This is a genomic window from Listeria valentina, from assembly GCF_011800755.1.
In the GTDB taxonomy this organism is placed as follows: domain Bacteria; phylum Bacillota; class Bacilli; order Lactobacillales; family Listeriaceae; genus Listeria; species Listeria valentina.
The window spans coordinates 16,267-34,799 of the sequence record NZ_JAATJW010000004.1; the positions used below are offsets into that span (position 1 = coordinate 16,267).

Below are 18,533 nucleotides of genomic sequence, written 5' to 3' on the forward strand. Positions count from 1 at the left end.
ATGCCAAAGGGTGAAGGAAAGCTCATCGCTCAGAACAAGAAAGCTCGTCATGATTTTTCGATTGAGGAGACGTTTGAGGCGGGAATTGTTCTGCAGGGAACAGAGATTAAATCGGTTCGGAATGCGCGTGTGAATTTGAAGGATGCTTATGCACGCGTTGACCGTGGCGAGGTATTTTTGCACAACATGCACATTAGTCCTTACGAGCAGGGCAATCGTTTTAACCATGATCCGCTCCGGACACGAAAGCTTTTGCTGCATAAACAGCAAATTAGCCGTTTGATCGGTGAGACGAAGGAAGCTGGGTATTCGATTGTGCCGCTTAAGATGTACATCAAGGATGGCTATGCGAAGATCTTGATTGGCGTTGCGAAGGGTAAGAAGAAATATGATAAGCGCGAAGATTTGAAGCGGAAAGAAGCGAAACGCGATATTGAGCGGGCGTTTAAGGAAAGGCAGCGCTAATTCGTATAGGAGAAACATGCGGGCGGCAAGAAAAAAATTCGCCGGCATTTCTTGAAACTAAAGCAGTCTTTTAGTATAATTAATGAGTTCGGGGCTGTTACGGATTCGACAGGGATAGGTCGAGCTCAGGTTGCGCGTCGGGGGTGTCGTCCTCGTTAACAACGCAAAAGCCAATAATAACTGGCAAAGAAAACAAATCTTTAGCTTTCGCAGCGTAATAGCCGCTTAAGCTGATCCTCCGTGCATCGCCCATGTGCTACGGTAAGGGTCTTACTCGAAGTGGGATACGACTAAAGGCTTCCGTTTGTAGTCTTTAGGAAGAGATCAATCAAGCTAGCTGAAAGGAAGCCTGTTGCGGGGCCGAGCTTCAAGCGAAATTCGAATACTGCAACTACACGCGTAGAGGCTTGGGTGCCGATATTTCTGGACGCGGGTTCGACTCCCGCCAGCTCCATATTTTAAAACAGGATACTTGCTGTTGAAACTTCCGAAAGCTTGGTGTTAAGCAATTCGGGAGTTTTTTGTTTTTGAGCGTGATGCAGGGGAGCTTGTTAAAGTTTTATGATGGGTAGGAAAGATAGTGAAGACGCAAGTGCGGAAATGAATTTATGTGTGGAATAGTTGTGGCTTTTGTGAATTGATAGAAAACCATTAGGATGAGGACCTGGCTAGGGACGAGTGGCGCGATTACGAAATTTCGGAAAAATTTTCCGAGGTTTTAGAGCTATGCTATTCTGAATGATCTAAAGCAAAAGCTGAATCTTTACCTTACTCTTTTGGGGCACTACATTTTGAGTGGGGTGTTTTTATACCCGATAATTAAAATAATTAGAATTAAAATTTGAATATTCTCTATATGATTCAAAAAAATAGAGAAACTACAGATTTTTGGTCATTCGCGATAAGAATCAGACATTTCATTACATTTTTGGTTTTACAAAAACATTTCATGCTATACTCATGGTGCAATAAAACAACAACAACGAGAAGAGGAATCTAGCATGAAAAAAGACAAAGCATTAAAGATTGTAACACCAATAATAGCAGGGATTTTAGTATTGGCACCAACTTTCACTGCAAATGCTGATGAAGCGGTGAACCATCGCCCTAAAACTTCACTGGGAAAAGCAGTTAATAAAGTCGAAATCCCGAGTAATTCAAATGAACCGGTTCCTTTTGTCATTGAACCTGAGCTTCAATCAAGAGCTAGGTCAGCACCTATCATTGCAATGGGAACTTATAACGTATCAAAAGTTGGTATGAGAGCCACAATGAGGGCTACTGGCTCTGGAAAGAATTGCAAGATTACTAAAGTTGACTATAGGATATATATAAACTATGATAATAATCGACGACAATTTGTTACTGATACCGTAAGACAGAATAGCCCTAAATTAAACATTTCAAAATCATGGTACTATAAATTACCGGGTATATATAAAGTTAAATTCACAGGACAAGCTTATACAACAAGAGGTCCTGCGATGATTGTTTCAGGAGCGAAAACAATATGGATTCCAGTGAGGTAAATCAGGATTTAATTCAATTAAATAAAATAAAGCCTTTTATCTTTTTTTCATTATTTATAATGGTGGTTGAGCAAAGGAACTTGACACCTATAGATATCGAGCATGAAGCAACAGTAACTTTTCAATACCCACTTCCTAAGAATTATGTTTCGGAATCTTTCTTGTATTGGCAGACTTTTTTTAAAGAAGTGGAAATTGTTGAAGACATAGAATTGTTGAGTGTAAGAGATGTTAAACAGGATATTATAGAGCAATTGAATGATTTGTTTAAAACACAAAGACTCCCGAAAGGGTATGCTGCGTTTTATAAATGGTTAGTATTGAAAGAAGAGGTTTTATTATCTGATCTAGAAAAGAGTATTCCTTTTTTTATAGATCAAATTTTATATGAGTATGATATGTCTGCGAATGAACATCCTCACTTAGAGGAAGAGGACATGGCAACAATATTTCCAATTTGTCGAAAGATGACAAAAGAAATAAATGAATTCGTTCAAGAAATATTTGCGCCATATTTTAAAAGAATTAAAGTAGTGGTTGTTCCAAAAGAAGGAGAAATGAAAGCTTTATTCGTAGAATTAGGTGAGCCTTATTTGAGGAAGCACTGTCCTCTTAATGAGTTGTTATAAGAGCGCTTTATATTCCTCGCCAATTAAATTAAGATAAGGGAGTCAAGGTTGTTCCCGATTAGTCTCTATTGTAAAGAGCTATACTACACTGATGCCTGTGCTATTCTAAATGTTTTCAATTTCTTAGGCACGGGCTTCAATTTTTAGTGAAAAGATTATAGAAAATCGTTGCACTTTTCATTATGCCAAGTCACATGAAAAAGTTGTTACTGTCAAAAATCCCCTAAAGTTAATCAGTACAACCAAGATAGTCCAAAAGAAAAGGTGGCGGATACATCATGAAAAAAATTAATTTAAAGGTAGCTACTGATTGCATTTGTTTGCTTTCTCGACGAGAGTGTTACCTAGGAATATCAGGTACCATTGAAGGTGATTATTATGAATGAAAAGGAAACCAAGATTTTTCATTATATTAGTGAGGCCTATTCGGATAAAAAAATTCAAAGTAATACTGAATTAGCTGAGCTGCTTTTAAAGTATGCGAAAATGCTCGAAGAGGGGGCGGAACATAAACTCGTTTGTGTGAAACTTAGTAATGCGATTTCTCGGTACTTAGTAACGCATAAGTTGCAATCACCAGAAGCGCTGACGAAACTCTTTGATAGGATTCAACCTGAAGCTCAGAAGTACCGCGCGGAAATGTCCGTAAATACTTGGTTAAATATTTTTTGAAAAAAAGTTTGTGATGTCGCTTGTTCTATACGTTTTTTTCTGTCAATTGATTTTTACTTGTCCGTGGATTTTAAAAGCCGGATTTCTAACGCTTTCGTTAGAAATCCGGCTTTGTTTTTTATTGAATTCGGTATTGCGTGAAGCTGTTTGTCTTTTTCCATTCGGATACTAATTCTTTGTATCGCAATTCTTCTTCATCGGAATAGCCAAGTGCAACCACGCGATCAATGTTTTCTTCGTTGAAAAAGAGCGATTCTTTCGGATTTATGCCTTCGGGATAAAGACAGCCAGCATAGTCGAAAAAGGCTTCTTCGCCGTCTTTTTCGATCGTTTGGCCACGACCGATAATCATGATTTTTTTATTGCCTTCTTTTAAGTAAATGATTGTTCCGAGTTCTAACATGGCGTTTCTCCTTTTTAAAATTGGATTTTCTTATACGAACTTGCTCATTTAAGGGCGTTACTTTGTTTTTATTCATTAGCACGAAATGAGTCCATCCCTATCCGATTGGTTCAAACGGTCTCAAAAAACGGAATTTTTCCCAGTGTCCAGAGATTCCCTGACCAACTTCGTCATGCTTCCATTCGCCAAAGCTATTTTGCTGACCAATATCTGCAATTATTGCGATTCCAACGTGAAAAGATAAGGGAGAATGTTTGGTAAATAAGCTGGCAATGACTGCTTCGCTACTTGCAATGCCAACGTCATACGTGATTCCTTGCCCAATGTTTGTTCCCTCGGATAAGTAAGACTTGCTCATTTTGGCTGCGATTATGGAAGATTTACTGTGCTTTGTGACTTTTCCCAAGTTTTTTTGAAAATGAATGGATTCAGCTTCTGCCGCTCTAACATTTATAAATTTGCCGGAGCGACTCAGCGCTACTAATAGTAATTCATTTTTAGGGTCAGCGGCAACCGTTACTTGATTTTCTCGCAAATGAGCCAGTATCGACTCGGGCAGTTGGCTACTAGGATTTTGTCCGAGATAGTTGTTTAATTGTCGCAGATCTTGTTTAGTTAAATTCGGGATTCTTTTCGCGATCGTCTCAATTTCTGCTTTCGAAACCGTATTTAATTGACTCAATTTGTTTAGCCAACTTGTCGAAGCACCAGGGGCAGGCTTGAAAGTTTGTGTTTTCACATTATAAGTCCCATTATTTAAATAAGTAATACCAGCTGCCACTTGTTCCAGCAATTGGTTAGCAAGGTTGTAGATTTGAGCACAACTAAAATTAAAATCATGGAGCTTTTGGATTTGTTCGATGATTTTTTGAGTATGTAAAAGCGGATTTTGAGAGTCAGTCATGTAAGTTTGATTGTTTGACTGGGCTTCATTTAAATAATTCGATAAGGAATTCATTTGCACAACGAGGGATTGCAAGTGATCTTCGTCTATTCGAGCTCCTTCCGAGGTGTCTACTTGTAGCGCAAATTGTTGCTTGAAAATTTGATTTGCTTCGAGAATCGCTTCGTTTGCGGCGATAATCCCCCTGACGATGGGCAAGTGATAGTCCAGAAAATGTGTTTTCATTCGTTCGTAAGCTTGACCGCTTAATTCATCTGCTTGTCCTAAGTCTATTATGGAAGCTTCTAGTCGATGATTAGCGGCATTTTTTTGTTTTAAAATGACATTGATGCTTTTGATTTGCGTGTTAATCTCGGTCATGTCAATTTTTAATCCCATTATTTTTTGTCCTCCCTTGCTGTTTCTCTGTAGTTGTTTTCTATTTCCAGAATATGGCGCTCCGCTTCTTTTTTTTCTTTTTGCATCTCGTCATAACGGTTGTAGAAACTTTCATTCATCTTTTTTTCTTCTTGAAAAATAGCATCCTGAGATTCAATCAGGAATTGTTGAGCGCTATCCCCTTGCCAACACGTGTTCAGTTCATCAAGTAATTGTTTGCTGCGGTTTAACAACTGGGCATGATTTTCTTGTGCTTCTTTTAAGTTTTCCATCTCTTTCTTGTGCTTTTCATAGTCTTCTTCGGCTGTTTGCAACTGGTAGCGAATTCTTTGTAATTTTTCGTAGGTATTCTCCGACCGCGAATTCAAAAAAATCCCCCTTATTTCATTCGTGGTGTTTCAGAAGCGAGCGCTTGATCTTGCTCAGAAAAGCTTGTGGCCGTTGCGCGAATTTTTTCAATGCTTTCCTGCAAATGATTGGCGTATTGTTCCGTGTAAAGCAAACTGTTGCTAAATGCATTTTTCATTTCCTGAGCGGGAACCACAGTCGAAAACTCTCCGATCGCAAAAAGCTTACTCGTATGTTGGATTTCATCACAAGCTGCCTGTAATTTCCCTGTAAGTTGTTCCGCCTCAGTCAAACTTGATTTAATTTCACTCATTTTTCCGCCGCCTTTCAGCTTGCAATGTGCTTTCATCCAAAAAGTATACCATAACTAAATTCACGGAAAACATGGATTTTTAGTAAATGAAAATCAAAAATTGGCGTTATTTGCTTTTTTAGTGTGTAAGGCTTACAAATTTAAAACAACCCGAACTGAGTTTTTCAGAACGAGTTGTTTTGCGTGAGTTTAATCATAAAGATAAACTCGTCAGGATTTTGCACAATTTGATAGCGATAATCATATTTGGCGAGGATATTATCGACGACGAACAAGCCAAGACCGTGGCTAGGGAAGTTTTCGCTAGAATCTTGGGTGTGGAAAGGTCGGACAATTTCTTTTACGTCCAGCTGAACGGGACTGTTAATTTTGTTTTTGATATAAAAAATATTGCGGCTGGGCCGGTAGCCAATCTTGATGGTGGAGTCGCTCGGGGAGTATTTTAAAGCGTTGCTGATCAAATTGGAGCAGACTTTCTTGAGATGCTTATCTGGAATGTTGATCGTCATTTCGCGATCTAATTTGCTCAAGTCCATCGTGATATTTTGGTCCAAACTAATTGGCTCAAACCATTCCAGCGTGTTCTTGACCGCTTCCGCTAAGTCGGTTTTTCCTTCTGTAAATTCGATTTCAAGCCGCGAAGCATCCATGATTTCGTTAACGAGGCTAGTCATGTCATCCAGTTTTTTGATTGCCACTTGCATGTGATAGGGCTTATCGGCGTATTCGGGGAAATCGTTTAGCATGCCTTCCAAGATGAGGCGGAGCGACATGATTGGCGTTTTAAGTTCGTGATTGCTCCCGCGAATGAAGTCAATCCGATCGGTTTGCTTTTTCTGTTCTTTTTGGTATTGAGATTCTAGATTGCGCGAAGCTTCGTCGAGTTTGCGGAACATTTCTGAGATGTTTTCTTCGAGGACTTGAAATTCGGAAATTAACGTCCGCTTTTTGGATGGCTGATCGGGCGAAATGGTTTTGTAGGAGTCAATGAATGTGTTTAATTCGTTAAATTGTTTTTTTAAGTTTCTTGAGTAAATGGCTGAAAGTACAAAGGAAACAAGAATGCCCAAAAGCAATCCGTAAAGAATAACTTCTTTTGATATCGCTAGTATGGCGTGAGGTGAAAGATCGTTGATGGTGGAAATGAAGATGTGATAGGGTGACTCGGTTTTTTCATATTTTAAATAATCGGAGTTTAGCGAATTAAAATAATTTTTGTAACTAGAAACGGTCAATTGATTGCCATTTGGATCTTTTTTGATGTTTAAATTTGTGTAATCAAGCTTGCCGTTTTTAAAAATAAAGATAATATAGTCCTGTTTAATCGACATATTGTCGATATTTTGAGCGATATCTTGTTGTTTATAAATAGAAAAAATTTTTTCAGATTCTTTTTTGAAGGCTTCTTGCTGCTGTTTTTGAATATTTGTAATCAGTAGTAAGGCCATAATGAGAAAGAAAAGAAATAAAGTCAGACCGACACTAATGAAGTTCGTGAACCAATTTCGATAAAATAAAGTTATTGGTGTGCGACGATTAGCTTCTTTCAATACGATATCCAACTCCCTTGACGGTTGTAATCAATTCTGGGAAAAGCTTTTTTCGGATATTTTTGATGTGCATGTCGATTGTTCTTGTATCTCCTAAATAATGATAGCCCCAAATAATATCGAGCAATTCTTCGCGTGTATAGATTTTCCCTTTTCCGAGTAAGAGAGTTTGAAGTAATTCGAATTCTTTAGCTGTTAAATCAACAAGCTTTCCTAGATAAAAAGTTTCATAATTGTTGACGATCAAGTGAACGCCTCTGTAGTCGATTTCTGTCAGGCTTTCTGTATAAGTGCGCCTAATAACGGCTTCAATTTTGTAAGCAAGTAAATTCATGGAAAAAGGCTTGCTGATGTAGTCATCAATTTTGTATTCGTAGACATTGATTTGGAATAGTTCATCAGTTAAAGCGCTGATAACAATAATTGGGATATCACTGTTTTCGCGGATTCGCTTGATCAGCTCTTCACCAGACATTCCAGGTAGCATCATGTCGGTTAGGACGACGTGAAACTCTTCGTTTCGGAATAAATCCCAAGCTTCTTCGCCATTTTCTACTGCAACGATGTCATAGCCCATCCGAGTCATCGAAGCTTGAATAGCCGTACAAATGTCAGCTTGATCTTCTACCACTAAAATTCGGTATTTCAAAATTATCTCCTCCAAAAGGTATTTTTACAACAATTGGAAAGTCCTCTTGTGCGTTTTTAAATTTGTAATCGTATTTCCGCGCATAAAGATTATAACAGAGTGCTTTTAGTTAAGATAGACTTAAAAACGATAATTTTTTAATAGTCAAAAGGAATAGTAGAAAACAATATATTTTTTACATAAATTACATATTGACCTCATTTGAAAATCATAGGAATGTGAAACAATAAATCGTAACAATGAAGAGATAGGCAAAGGAAAAGAATTGATTTTGAGATAAATAGGTCAAGGCAGGTAAGAAAATGAATAAATTTAAAAAGAAATTTTTTCCTTGCTTTATGGATCATCAAGATTTTTTGAATGATGCTGAACTAATTTATTTATCGAAAAACGAAAGCTTTATTCCATGTAAAGAAATGCTTTATTTGATTGATGAGGGAGCTTTTTTCTGGGAGATGAATGTAGAGAAACATCATGCGTTTATCGGTGAAGGTGATTATTTTGGCTTTCATTCTGAGGAAAAAAAGATTTACAAGCCAGTGACAGATGCAGTACTTTGGAAAATTCCACTTGAGTTTGCAGTTAAAAGTTGTCCAATGAGTCTGTTAGTAAGGATTTCCTGTCGAGATGCAGAGCGTTACAGCAGGTGGTTAGGCTTAGCGGAGAAGCAAGAAAGAATAGCTCAGAAAGGTTTGTGGCAATTGATCATTCGGATGCAACAAACCAAAAAATCCATTGAAACAATGGATGAACAAGAATTTCTTCGATTATTTTGTACAACTTCACTGACAAATAAGGAAAAAGAGAAGTTTTTACTTTATTTGGTCAATCAAAATATCGTTTTGAAAATGGAACAAATTTATGTGTTGTCCTATCTGAATCTAAGCAGGCACGTTGAAGAGATATTAGGTATTTAAATTCGCCTCGTCATTGAAAGATAGAAAAATTTACATTAACTACACATTAGCCACACCTGAAAATTACGCAAGCATGCAAGAATAGAGTTCGCGGCAAAAAGAGCCGTACCGAATTCAGGAATGACTAAGGAGGTGCAAGAGTGAAACGAGCTTGGATGCTTTTTTTATTTGCTTTCGTAATCTGTATGGGGATGCCTGTTGTGGCTTATGCAAGTGGAGAAAGTACACCACCAGAAGGAATCAAACTGAAAGATGTTTTTAAGGCGCCGCAAGGGACAAATAGTTCGGTGACTGAAGCGGAAAATCAAGATATTGCTGAAATTACGGCGAACAAGAAAAATCAAGTAGGGGCTATCTGGAATTTGGATGGCTACGAGATGGATCTCACGAAGAATTTTAAGACGTCGATGTACCTAAATTTTGGAAACAAAGGGAAGCGAGCTGCGGATGGTGCTGCTTTTGTGATGCAGGCGGATCCGTTTAAAAATGATGCTTTCCGAACGGGTGATAGCGCGCGGCTTGGAGTTTGGGATTCGCTCAGTTATAAGAAGTTTGGGCTTGCGATTAAGCGTTCTTTTGCAGTGGAATTTGATACGCATTATGATAGCAAGTTTGATGGCATGCTTGTGAAGGATCGTAATCACATCGCTTGGGGGTATCCGGATCAAGAGGAGACCTACAAGGATGAGTGGTCACTACTTGGTTCCAGTCGTTCACTTATTCACGGGGATCCCGTTTTTCCAAATGGGGATTATTTATCAGATGGAAAGTGGCATTTGTTCACGGTAAACTGGGATGCTGATTTGTCGCAGTTGACGTATAAATTTGATAACTTGCGCGATGTTCATGTGCCGATTGATGTATTAAAAACATTTGGAACGCGGCAAGTTTATTGGGGTTTTACTGGCGCAACGGGGACACAGTTTTCGGAAAGTAGAGCGATTTTCGAGGAGCTGCCGGGGCGGATTGAAGGCGAAACGACGGAACGTGTTTTTGATACGCGGTCGAAAAAGTCGGTTGATAAAGGCGACGTTTATGCAGACGAAATGCTCACTTATGAAATTGATACGTCTTATTTTACAGGGAAAGATAACTGGAAAAATATTATCTTGAAGAAGAAGTTGAATGAGTTTGTCAGTCATGTGGCGGGCTCGCTTCGGCTTGTTGGCGAGGACGGTGAAGAAATCGGTCTTGATGAAAGCTATTTTGAAGGTAGTCAGTTGCAAGTCCCGCTTGGCGATTTGAAGCAGGACGGGGCAAAGAAGAAAATTCGTTTTGAGGTTCAGCCTCATCAAGTTCCGGAAGACCACACGGTGACGGAGGAAGCAACTTCAGTTGGCGAAAACCTCATCACCCATTCTAGCCCAGTTACGTATACGGTTAAAAGTAATGTGGCGCCTGTTGTGAAATTGCGGAATTCTGGCGGGATTGTGGATATTGAAAACTTGGGTATTCAGAAGCCGCAAATTCTTGGCGGATGGACGGATCCAGACAGCGATTGGGTCAATTTGTACTATAAAATTGATGACGGTGAGCTGCAAAAACTGGAACGACAGGAAAATAATCCGAAGAATGTCAATCATAATTTTAGTATTGATCTGAATTCGGAAAATTTGAAGCTGGGTGTTCATCAAATGATGGTCTACGCGGTGGATAAGGAAGGGGCAAAGTCGAATGTCGACAAGCTCGTCCTTGTTGTGCGAGGAACTTTGAAATTTGCGGAACTGCCGAATTTTAAATTTGAACTGAGCGAAATTCCGATGGATAAACCGACGATGATTCGTGCCAAGTTTGCGGAAAAGATGGCGATTTTGGATACACGCGGGGAAGGTAGCGGCTGGAATTTAAAGGCTCGCTTGAAGGAACCGCTCGCTTCGAAGGAAGGTCATCAGATCGACCAGTTTTATTATTTAGATGAAACGGGTGAAGCTCATCAGTTGGAACAGGATAATTTGATTCAAATTCGCTCGGGGAAAACGACGGATAGTCCGCTCCAAAGTTTAGAGTGGGGCGAAAAAGCAGGGCTTGGTATTGAACTTAGTCCAGCAAATTATAGTGGAGAATACAGCGGAACGGTTGAGTGGGTACTTGAAGACACCCCGGCATAACTTGCTGTGAAAATAAAAAGAAAAGAGGAAATTAACATGAAAAAAGAAAAATTAGTAGTAGCCATTCTTGGCGGAGTAGCGGTGCTTTCACTTGGTGCACAAACGAGTATAGCGGCTGGAGATGCAGCAACATCACAAGTACAGGTCAAACTTCAACCGGGCAATGCCGATAAACCAGTAGATCCAGTTATTCCGAATGAAGACCCAAACGATCACACGGGGGAAACAGGGGATGTGGGCTTACTCACAATTGATAAGGTGACGCCGTTTGAATTTGGCGAGCATGAATTGACGGAAGACGCGGAAACTTTTTCGATCACGGCAAAAAATCCCAATATCCAAGTTTCGGACCGTCGTGGTGAAGGACAAGGATGGGCGCTTCAAGTAGGACTTTCTGCGTTTTCGAATGCGAAGGATACGGATAAGGTACTAAAAGGTGCGGAGCTTGTGATTCCGGATGGGCATTTGCAAACGACTGCTGGGAACGTTTCGAAAAAACCGGAAGAATTTGCAGTGAAACTGGAAGCGGACGGGCAAAGTACGGCTACTTTGATGCAAGCGGACAAGGATTCTGGGATGGGTTCTTGGGCAGATGTATTAGACGGGGAAGGAATCAAACTTTCAGTGCCTGCTGGTAATTATTCGGGGGAATATAGCGCAACTTTAAGCTGGAGCTTGTTTGACGCGCCAACAAAATAAATCAAACAAATTTAAATGGCAATTAGTCTCTTTTAGATTAATTGCCATTTGAAATAGGAAGGAAATGAGGATGGGTATAAATCGGGTTTTAAGTGGTGTAGTCATCGGGATCGGGATTTTTTTAGAGTTAATGGTACATGCAGAGGCAAGCAATATGAATTATAGTGTCCAAGCGAATATTCCTGCTAATCAACTGGATAAAACGAAAACATTTTTTGATTTGCGGATGAAGTCGGGAGAAAAGCAAATAATTTCGCTAACGCTTAAAAATAAGGCGGGAGAATCGGCAACCATTTTGGTGGAGCCGAACCGGGCGACGACGAATCGAAATGGTGTGATCAATTACGGGGCATCAAATGACAAGCCGGATAATTCGCTCGAGGTAAACTTTGAACAATTGATTTCTAGCAAAAAAGAAGTGAAGCTAGCACGAGGCGAGGAGAAAAAGGTAGATTTCACGCTTCAAATGCCGGCGCGGCCGTTTTCTGGAATGGTTTTGGGTGGTTTTTATGTGCACAAAAAAGAGGCGAATCCAGATACGTCGGAAGCGAAAAAGGTTCAAGTGAAAAATGATTTTTCCTACGTGATCGGGGTGAAATTAACGGAATCGGATGAACCGGTGACGCCAGATTTGCGATTAAATGAAGTGAAGCCGGGGCTTGAGAATTATCAGACGATGGTTTCGGCAAACATTCAAAACACTGCGCCGACGATTCTTTCAGATTTGCATGTAGAGGCGCAGGTTTTAAAGCGCGGAGAAGAGCGTGTACTTCATAGCGCGAGTCGTGACAATCAAGCGATGGCGCCAAATTCCAATTATGATTTTACGATTCCGTGGGACGGTGAAAAACTTACGCCAGGGAAATACTTACTGCGACTGAAGGCACACGACGGGGCAGGGCACAAGTGGGATTTTCGGAAGGGCTTTGTGATCCGCGAGAAAGACGAGGAGCTTAATAAAGAGGCGCTTTTACTTCCGAAAGAGCAACATTCCATTTTAAAAAGCAGCTTGATTGCAGCGGGCGGGCTTGTTGCTGTGGTCGGAATCCTGATGTTTTTCGTCATCAGAAGCCGGAAGCGAAGCAAAAGTTGATAGTTGGTAAAAAAACAGAAATCCGGAAGTATTTTACTCCCGAATTTCTGTTTTTCTGGCTTCTAGAATCATTTTTTAGGTTGTCTCTTAATCATTCAAATGCCCTTTGCGCTTCTTATAAAAGTAGATTGGAAGCCCAATTGCAGTGAGCAAGAGCCCAATGCCGGCATTAGCAGGTTGCGTAAATAGTGTGTTTAAAACGATGAAAGCTCCACCGAGAATCGCGATGATCGGAATGATCGGATAGAAAGGGACTTTGTATGGCCGTGCAAGATCTGGTTCGCGTTTTCTCAAAATAAAGACAGCGATGAAAATCAACGTATAGAAAATCCAAATAACAAAAATCAACATGTCAGTCAATTGGTTAAATTGACCAGAGAAAATCATGATGATCGAAATGATCAAAATAATAATCCCGCTGTTGTAAGGAACCGCTGTTTTTCCAAGTTTACGGAACCAGCCGCTGAATGGCAGTTGATTTTGTAACGCCATCGCATATGGAATCCGAATTCCTGTCATTGTATACCCATTGATCGTTCCAAACACGGAAATAAGGATACCTATTGTGATCAGTTTTCCGCCGATAGAACCGAAGATCAAGTTAGCTGCATCTGCTGCAGGTGTTGCCGTTGCGGCAAGAGATGCTGCTGGCATGACCATTAGATATGCAATGTTGATCAGTAAGTAAACGACCATGACGCTTGTTAGCCCAATTACAATCGCTTTTGGCAAGTCTTTTTTCGGATTTTTCATTTCGCCCGCAATATTTCCAACGTGAATCCAGCCGTCATACGCGAACATTGTAGCTACAAGCCCCGAACCGAGACTCGTGAGAAACGGATGATCCTCAACGCTCATTGGAAACAAACGAAATGCTACATCGCCCTGATGGAATAACCCAAAAATAATAATAAGTGCTAAAGGAACGAGCTTACAAATCGTTGTGATCGCCTGGAAAGAACCCGCAATTTTGGCTCCGAGAAAATTCATGAGCATAATAAATGCGGCTGCTGCTATCGCAACGGGAATGATAATGTTGTCGCTTGTACCAAATAAATTGGCTACCTGTGTTGCAAAGATAATCGAGAGGGCAGCGATGTTTGCTGGAAAATAAATGATCGTCTGTGCCCACCCCAACATGTATGAGGCAAGCTTCCCATAAGTTTTGCGAAGATAAACGACCATTCCGCCAGTTTCAGGAATTGCTGCCGATAATTCTGCTGCCGTCAAACCACCACAAATCGTAATGACACCACCGAGTATCCAAGCAAGAAGTCCGAGCCCTGCCGTTCCAGTTGCAGAAAATACGGCTTCTGGTTTGAAAAATACTCCCGACCCAATTACAGTTCCGACAACAACAGTCAGTGCCGTGAAAAACCCAATCTCTTTTTTTAGTTTTTGTTGTTCCATAAATTCCCCTAACTGGCTAGGAAAGCAAGTTGATTTTGCTTCCCCAGCTCATTTTTTATGCTGTAAGCAAAACGTATTTAATTTGCCATACTAGTATTCTGCATTTTTTTTGATAATTTTTCAAGCATATCTTGTGTCATACGATCAAGATTATATTTCGGTGCGAATCCCCATTCATCTTTTGCGCAACTTGTATCGAGCGAATCTGGCCAAGAATCAGCAATTTGTTGACGAACTGGATCAACGTCATATCCAAGCGTAAAGTCAGGCATTACCTTTTTGATCGAAGCGGCCACTTGTTCTGGATCCACACTCATTGCCGTAATATTAAAAGCGTTACGGTGAACAAGGCGACTTGGATCAGCTTCAAGCAACTGAACGATCGCATCAATTGCATCTGGCATGTACATCATATCCATGAAAGTCCCTTTTCCGATAAAGGAATCATAATGTCCCTTTTTAAGCGCTTCGTAGTAAATATCCACAGCATAGTCAGTGGTTCCGCCGCCAGGAAGTGTTTTGTAAGAAATAAGTCCCGGGAAGCGAACGCCACGTGTATCAACGCCAAATTTTGTATGATAATAATCGCAAAGAAGTTCACCAGCTACTTTGGTTACCCCATACATAGTTGTCGGACGTTGCAAAGTATCTTGTGGCGTATTTTTACTTGGTGTTCCTGGTCCAAAACAGCCGATCGAGCTCGGTGTGAAGAATTTCAAATTGAGTTCGCGAGCCACTTCAAGTGCATTCATAAGACCACCCATATTAAGGTCCCAAGCAAGTTGAGGTTTGGCTTCAGCAACTGCTGAAAGAAGTGCTGCTAAATGAATTAAAGTATCTACTTCATATTTTTCAGCTAAAGCTTGCATTTTTTCTTTGTCTGTCACATCTAAGATTTCAAAAATTCCTTCATTGCAAACAGGGCTATCGATTTTGCGAATATCTGTTGCAACCACGTTATTTGTTCCATAGTCTTCACGCAAGCGAGTAGTTAATTCTGAACCAATTTGTCCAAGGCATCCGGTAATTAAAATTTTCTTCATTCAAATTTCCTCCAAGTTTAACTTGCTTTTCTTGCTTAACTTTATTTTGTGTTTTAATTAGCTAATTACACCAAGTTCTTTTCCAACTTTTTCATAGATCGCGAGTACTTGGTCGAGCATTTCTTTCGTATGCGCCGCAGTTGGCATGTTACGTACACGACCTGTTCCCTTAGGCACAGTAGGGAAGACGATTGATTTTGCATAAACGCCTTCTTCGAGCAAACGACGTGAGAATTTTTGTGTTAAGTTTTCGTCTCCGATAATACAAGGTGTGATCGGAGTTTCCGAGTGACCGATATCGAATCCAAGCTCTTTTAAGCCAGCTTTCAAATAAGTTCCGTTTTCCCAAAGCTTGTCAATCGTTTCTGGTTCTTTTTCCATCAAGTCAAAGGCTGTGATACAAGCTGCAGCCGAACCAGGAGTAAGCGAAGTAGAAAATAGAAATGGACGAGCGCGAACTTTAAGCCAGTCGATGAGTTCCTTAGAGCCCGCAACATAACCGCCAACAACGCCAATCGCTTTTGAAAGAGTTCCAATTTGGAAATCGATTTTGTCTGATAAACCAAAGTGCTTGACTGTTCCAGCACCGCCACCCATAACGCCTGAACCGTGTGCATCATCAATATAAGTAATCAACCCGAATTCTTGTGCGATTTCAACGATTTCTGGAATTTTAGCCACATCGCCGTCCATAGAGAAGACACCATCGCTGATATACATAACTTTTTCGTATTCGCCACTTTCCGTTGCTTGTTTTGCCAGTTCACGCAAATGATCCATATCTTGATGGCGTGCGCGGATGACTTTAGCCCCAGAAAGACGGCAACCGTCAATGATCGAAGCGTGGTTCAGCTCGTCCGAAATGATGGCATCTTTTTTCGTCATGACAGCAGAAATGGCCCCCATATTACAGTTGAAGCCAGACTGAAAAGCGATAGCTGCTTCAGTGTGTTTGAATTCCGCGATGCGCTTTTCAAGTTGATCGTGAATTGTCATTGTTCCGTTGATCGTACGTACAGCGCCCGCACCGACCCCAAATTCTTCCGTTGCTTCTATGCCACTTTTCTTAAGGCGAGAATCATTTGAAAAACCAAGATAGTTGTTTGATGATAAGTTGATAAGGTCCTTATTATTGATTTCAATTTCTGCACCGTTTGGACCTTGCAGCGAGTCAATTTCATTGTATAATCCTTGTTCGCGAAGCGCTTTCAAATTTGGTGCTAAAAAATCATGTAACGTTGAGCTTGTCATTTTTAAATTCCTCCTATTTATTTAGAAATATGATTTATGAAAAAAGTTTGGTGTCTTTTTTTGTTCCAGAAATTCACGTAGACTAACCGCAAAAAAGGCTTCCAAGCTTTTCTTGCCGCCAGACTCAGCTAGAGGCACGAGACTATCATCTTCTGTGAGCATATTTAGCAAATAAGTCACAATTTCGAGTTCCGCCGCATTAAGCTCAAAAGGTAAAACAAAAATCATCACGAGCGAAACTCCAGATTTCACTTCGGCACTCACCTGAAAATCAATCGAATGGGCTAATTTAAAGGTGAAAAGAGCGGCTCGGTCCACATTTGCATTCACAACAAAAATCCCCGTGTTCATCCCCGCAGAAATCATTTTCCGCTTCGCTTCAAGCGAGTTTAGCTTTTTAAAAAGTGCAGTTCCATCGATCTTTTCGTTCAACTCCGCGATGCGCCCACTTAATTTCCGAAGATTGTCTTCCGCGTTCCGCGTCATGGAGCTTTCTTGCTCAAATACCATCGACTCAAGAAACGAGAGAACGAGCTCAGAATAATTATGTACACGCTTCAGTTCCGCAATAGTACTTGGTAAACTTGTGTCAAATAAGTGATTTTGAACAGCTTGCTTGTTTTTTTTCGTGCTTACTTTTTGCTCAAGTTTCGCTTCAATTTTTGCAATTTCCTCATCAGAAATGAAAATGCTAATCCACTCGTAATCCATCGTAAAGTCGCTTAACTCCGTTGTAGAAAGAATGATGTCGTATTTCTCAAAATCCGTTTCTTTCGTGAGTTCAAGTGGCGTGACAAATTTCATTTTCTGGAATTTTGGAAGCAATTTCTTAAATTTGGCACGTATCCAAGTAGCGACGCCGTTACTTCTTGAAGTCACAACAAGCGCGCTATACGGACGCAAGTTTTCCGCCTGCAAAATCGCCGCTTCGAAGTGCAAAACGATAAAGCCGCTTTCTTCTTCTGGCAAGTCAGGAAACGGGTAGAGTTCTGACGCAATTTTGTGTACCGAAGCAAACAACTCGCCAAATTCGGAGCGGATCAAACTGAGTAGCGGGTTGTTTGGCGGCAGATTCTTTTTCAGCCGCACAAGCGAGTATTGAATGTGTTCAGAAAGCCCTAAAAGAAGTGGCATCTCAGCAAGTGGAAGCCCTAGTTCACGCGTCACACGTGAAATCAACTTTTTAGCAATCCGAATGGCTTGAACCTTTTCGTTACGATAGAAAACCGCTTCTCCCGTATGAATTTCCGATTCGAGAATTTGCATCGTCAATTCCGTTTTTTCTGTTTCAGGAATAGAAAATTCCGGAAGGGCATCTTGCAAAATTCGTTCGGCAATATCATACTCTGGATAATCTTGAATAAAAATGGGTGAATCGTCCTTTTCCGCTGCAAACTGACCGAGTTCAATTTGTTTCACAGCAATCAGTAGATAAAGCAGTAAATGCAGATAAGAATCTTCTTGGATTTCGTAGGGGAGCTTTTTCATCCAGCGCGTCAAAACATAATCTGTTTTTTTAAGCGAATCAAAGTTAATGAAAGCGCTTAAAAAAGTGAATTCCTCAGATGACGAAGCAGATGCCTTTAAATCGCTGAAATAGTGCTGCAACTTCGTTTTAGGAATCACTTGAAAAATCAATTCACGAATAAGCTCACGTTTTGTCGCAATGGACGCTTCAAGCACTACGCCGATTCCGCGCCGCCGTTTAATTTGCAATTTGCCGTGCCAATCTTCTTCCATACGAGAAAGATCGCTGCTGATAGTTGCTACCGTAACGCTGAGTTCATAAGCAAGCGAAACGAGTTTGACCGGTTCCGTCTTTTTCAGCAAAATCTGGAGCAACTGTTGCTTTCGTTCGAAAGGCGTAAATTCATGTTTACCATTTTGAAGCAACGTCCGAAGAATCGCTTCACGGTTTTCATCGGCACCTGTTACAGATAAACGGCCACCTTTCTTGTCGAGTACAAGCTCAAATTGAGCCAAAGTTTGGCGCACCTCTTCTAGATCGCGGCGAACCGTGCGTTCACTAACATTTAACCAGTGAGCAAGCTCAGAAACACTTAAATCCTGTTTTTTAGAAAGTATATTCTCGAGAATAATGCGTGCTCTTGCGGACAAATACATCAGGTTTCTTCCTTTCCAAAACGCCGGTCATTCTGCCATTTACAAGAA

Annotated in this window: 18 protein-coding genes and 1 other RNA gene; 9 read left to right on the top strand and 10 right to left on the bottom strand. The window is 40.6% G+C overall.

All coding sequences use genetic code 11. From position 1 onward, the window contains the following. The 5 genes from smpB to HCK02_RS01855 all read left to right on the top strand — a co-directional run bounded on the left by smpB (position 1) and on the right by HCK02_RS01855 (position 3,295). Positions 1–465: an SsrA-binding protein SmpB gene (gene smpB, locus HCK02_RS01835; RefSeq protein WP_167628447.1), complete on the top strand. Its 465-nt coding sequence runs from the start codon at positions 1–3 to the stop codon at positions 463–465. A 90-nt stretch (positions 466–555) separates the two neighbouring features. Continuing rightward, positions 556–922, top strand: a transfer-messenger RNA (tmRNA) gene (gene ssrA / locus HCK02_RS01840). A 544-nt stretch (positions 923–1,466) separates the two neighbouring features. Continuing rightward, positions 1,467–1,994 carry a hypothetical protein gene (locus HCK02_RS01845; protein ID WP_167628448.1) on the top strand — a complete coding sequence of 176 codons (528 nt, stop codon included), beginning with the start codon at positions 1,467–1,469 and terminating at the stop codon, positions 1,992–1,994. Then, complete coding sequence (locus tag HCK02_RS01850) at positions 1,976–2,623, top strand: hypothetical protein (RefSeq protein ID WP_167628449.1); 648 nt, start codon at positions 1,976–1,978, stop codon at positions 2,621–2,623. Before HCK02_RS01845 ends, HCK02_RS01850 begins: the two co-directional genes overlap by 19 nt. Before the next feature lie 378 nt (positions 2,624–3,001). Further along, positions 3,002–3,295 (top strand): bacteriocin immunity protein, encoded by a 294-nt coding sequence (locus HCK02_RS01855; protein ID WP_167628450.1) that lies wholly within the window; start codon positions 3,002–3,004, stop codon positions 3,293–3,295. A gap of 118 nt (positions 3,296–3,413) precedes the next feature. Here the strand turns inward: HCK02_RS01855 and HCK02_RS01860 are convergent, their stop codons facing one another. The 6 genes from HCK02_RS01860 to HCK02_RS01885 all read right to left on the bottom strand — a co-directional run bounded on the left by HCK02_RS01860 (position 3,414) and on the right by HCK02_RS01885 (position 7,840). Next, entirely contained in the window at positions 3,414–3,698 is a 285-nt protein-coding gene (locus HCK02_RS01860) for a DUF4176 domain-containing protein (protein WP_167628451.1), read from the bottom strand. Positions 3,699–3,795: 97 nt separating this feature from the next. Beyond that, on the bottom strand, positions 3,796–4,980 hold the full coding sequence (locus HCK02_RS01865; protein ID WP_167628452.1) for a T7SS effector LXG polymorphic toxin: 1,185 nt from the start codon (positions 4,978–4,980) through the stop codon (positions 3,796–3,798). Beyond that, on the bottom strand, positions 4,980–5,348 hold the full coding sequence (locus HCK02_RS01870; RefSeq protein ID WP_167628453.1) for a DUF3958 family protein: 369 nt from the start codon (positions 5,346–5,348) through the stop codon (positions 4,980–4,982). The genes HCK02_RS01865 and HCK02_RS01870 overlap by 1 nt, the downstream gene beginning before the upstream one ends. A gap of 11 nt (positions 5,349–5,359) precedes the next feature. Continuing rightward, a complete protein-coding gene (locus tag HCK02_RS01875; RefSeq protein ID WP_167628454.1) occupies positions 5,360–5,641 on the bottom strand; it encodes a TIGR04197 family type VII secretion effector in 282 nt (93 codons plus the stop codon). A 164-nt stretch (positions 5,642–5,805) separates the two neighbouring features. Then, positions 5,806–7,191 (bottom strand): sensor histidine kinase, encoded by a 1,386-nt coding sequence (locus HCK02_RS01880; protein WP_167628455.1) that lies wholly within the window; start codon positions 7,189–7,191, stop codon positions 5,806–5,808. Then, positions 7,178–7,840, bottom strand: a complete 663-nt coding sequence (locus HCK02_RS01885) for a response regulator transcription factor (RefSeq protein WP_167628456.1) — start codon at positions 7,838–7,840, stop codon at positions 7,178–7,180. The genes HCK02_RS01880 and HCK02_RS01885 overlap by 14 nt, the downstream gene beginning before the upstream one ends. A gap of 302 nt (positions 7,841–8,142) precedes the next feature. Between HCK02_RS01885 and HCK02_RS01890 the strand changes: the two genes are divergently transcribed. The 4 genes from HCK02_RS01890 (at position 8,143) to HCK02_RS01905 (ending at position 12,657) form a co-directional block, all read left to right on the top strand. Beyond that, the gene (locus HCK02_RS01890) at positions 8,143–8,757 is read left to right on the top strand and encodes a cyclic nucleotide-binding domain-containing protein (RefSeq protein ID WP_167628457.1); all 615 of its coding nucleotides are present in this window, start codon (positions 8,143–8,145) and stop codon (positions 8,755–8,757) included. 140 nt (positions 8,758–8,897) lie between these two features. Beyond that, on the top strand, positions 8,898–10,865 hold the full coding sequence (locus tag HCK02_RS01895) for an L-type lectin-domain containing protein (RefSeq protein ID WP_167628458.1): 1,968 nt from the start codon (positions 8,898–8,900) through the stop codon (positions 10,863–10,865). 36 nt (positions 10,866–10,901) lie between these two features. Beyond that, entirely contained in the window at positions 10,902–11,564 is a 663-nt protein-coding gene (locus tag HCK02_RS01900) for a WxL domain-containing protein (RefSeq protein ID WP_167628459.1), read from the top strand. A gap of 70 nt (positions 11,565–11,634) precedes the next feature. Beyond that, positions 11,635–12,657: a WxLIP family cell surface protein gene (locus HCK02_RS01905; RefSeq protein ID WP_167628460.1), complete on the top strand. Its 1,023-nt coding sequence runs from the start codon at positions 11,635–11,637 to the stop codon at positions 12,655–12,657. An 87-nt stretch (positions 12,658–12,744) separates the two neighbouring features. Here HCK02_RS01905 and HCK02_RS01910 read toward each other — a convergent pair whose 3' ends face one another. The 4 genes from HCK02_RS01910 to HCK02_RS01925 form a co-directional block, all read right to left on the bottom strand. Beyond that, positions 12,745–14,067, bottom strand: coding sequence for an APC family permease (locus HCK02_RS01910; RefSeq protein ID WP_167628461.1), 1,323 nt, complete (start codon positions 14,065–14,067; stop codon positions 12,745–12,747). Positions 14,068–14,144: 77 nt separating this feature from the next. Continuing rightward, positions 14,145–15,110 carry an L-threonine 3-dehydrogenase gene (locus HCK02_RS01915; RefSeq protein WP_167628462.1) on the bottom strand — a complete coding sequence of 322 codons (966 nt, stop codon included), beginning with the start codon at positions 15,108–15,110 and terminating at the stop codon, positions 14,145–14,147. 57 nt (positions 15,111–15,167) lie between these two features. Then, positions 15,168–16,361, bottom strand: coding sequence for a glycine C-acetyltransferase (locus tag HCK02_RS01920; protein WP_167628463.1), 1,194 nt, complete (start codon positions 16,359–16,361; stop codon positions 15,168–15,170). 21 nt (positions 16,362–16,382) lie between these two features. After that, a complete protein-coding gene (locus HCK02_RS01925) occupies positions 16,383–18,485 on the bottom strand; it encodes a BglG family transcription antiterminator (protein ID WP_167628464.1) in 2,103 nt (700 codons plus the stop codon). Positions 18,486–18,533 lie beyond the last annotated feature (48 nt).

Bases quoted from the DNA above. Each gene is read 5' to 3' on its own strand.
- smpB (WP_167628447.1), top strand. From the start codon at position 1: ATGCCAAAGGGTGAAGGAAAGCTCATCGCTCAGAACAAGAAAGCTCGT.
- HCK02_RS01845 (WP_167628448.1), top strand. From the start codon at position 1,467: ATGAAAAAAGACAAAGCATTAAAGATTGTAACACCAATAATAGCAGGG.
- HCK02_RS01850 (WP_167628449.1), top strand. From the start codon at position 1,976: ATGGATTCCAGTGAGGTAAATCAGGATTTAATTCAATTAAATAAAATA.
- HCK02_RS01855 (WP_167628450.1), top strand. From the start codon at position 3,002: ATGAATGAAAAGGAAACCAAGATTTTTCATTATATTAGTGAGGCCTAT.
- HCK02_RS01860 (WP_167628451.1), bottom strand. From the start codon at position 3,698: ATGTTAGAACTCGGAACAATCATTTACTTAAAAGAAGGCAATAAAAAA.
- HCK02_RS01865 (WP_167628452.1), bottom strand. From the start codon at position 4,980: ATGGGATTAAAAATTGACATGACCGAGATTAACACGCAAATCAAAAGC.
- HCK02_RS01875 (WP_167628454.1), bottom strand. From the start codon at position 5,641: ATGAGTGAAATTAAATCAAGTTTGACTGAGGCGGAACAACTTACAGGG.
- HCK02_RS01890 (WP_167628457.1), top strand. From the start codon at position 8,143: ATGAATAAATTTAAAAAGAAATTTTTTCCTTGCTTTATGGATCATCAA.
- HCK02_RS01900 (WP_167628459.1), top strand. From the start codon at position 10,902: ATGAAAAAAGAAAAATTAGTAGTAGCCATTCTTGGCGGAGTAGCGGTG.
- HCK02_RS01905 (WP_167628460.1), top strand. From the start codon at position 11,635: ATGGGTATAAATCGGGTTTTAAGTGGTGTAGTCATCGGGATCGGGATT.
- HCK02_RS01910 (WP_167628461.1), bottom strand. From the start codon at position 14,067: ATGGAACAACAAAAACTAAAAAAAGAGATTGGGTTTTTCACGGCACTG.
- HCK02_RS01915 (WP_167628462.1), bottom strand. From the start codon at position 15,110: ATGAAGAAAATTTTAATTACCGGATGCCTTGGACAAATTGGTTCAGAA.
- HCK02_RS01920 (WP_167628463.1), bottom strand. From the start codon at position 16,361: ATGACAAGCTCAACGTTACATGATTTTTTAGCACCAAATTTGAAAGCG.
- HCK02_RS01925 (WP_167628464.1), bottom strand. From the start codon at position 18,485: ATGTATTTGTCCGCAAGAGCACGCATTATTCTCGAGAATATACTTTCT.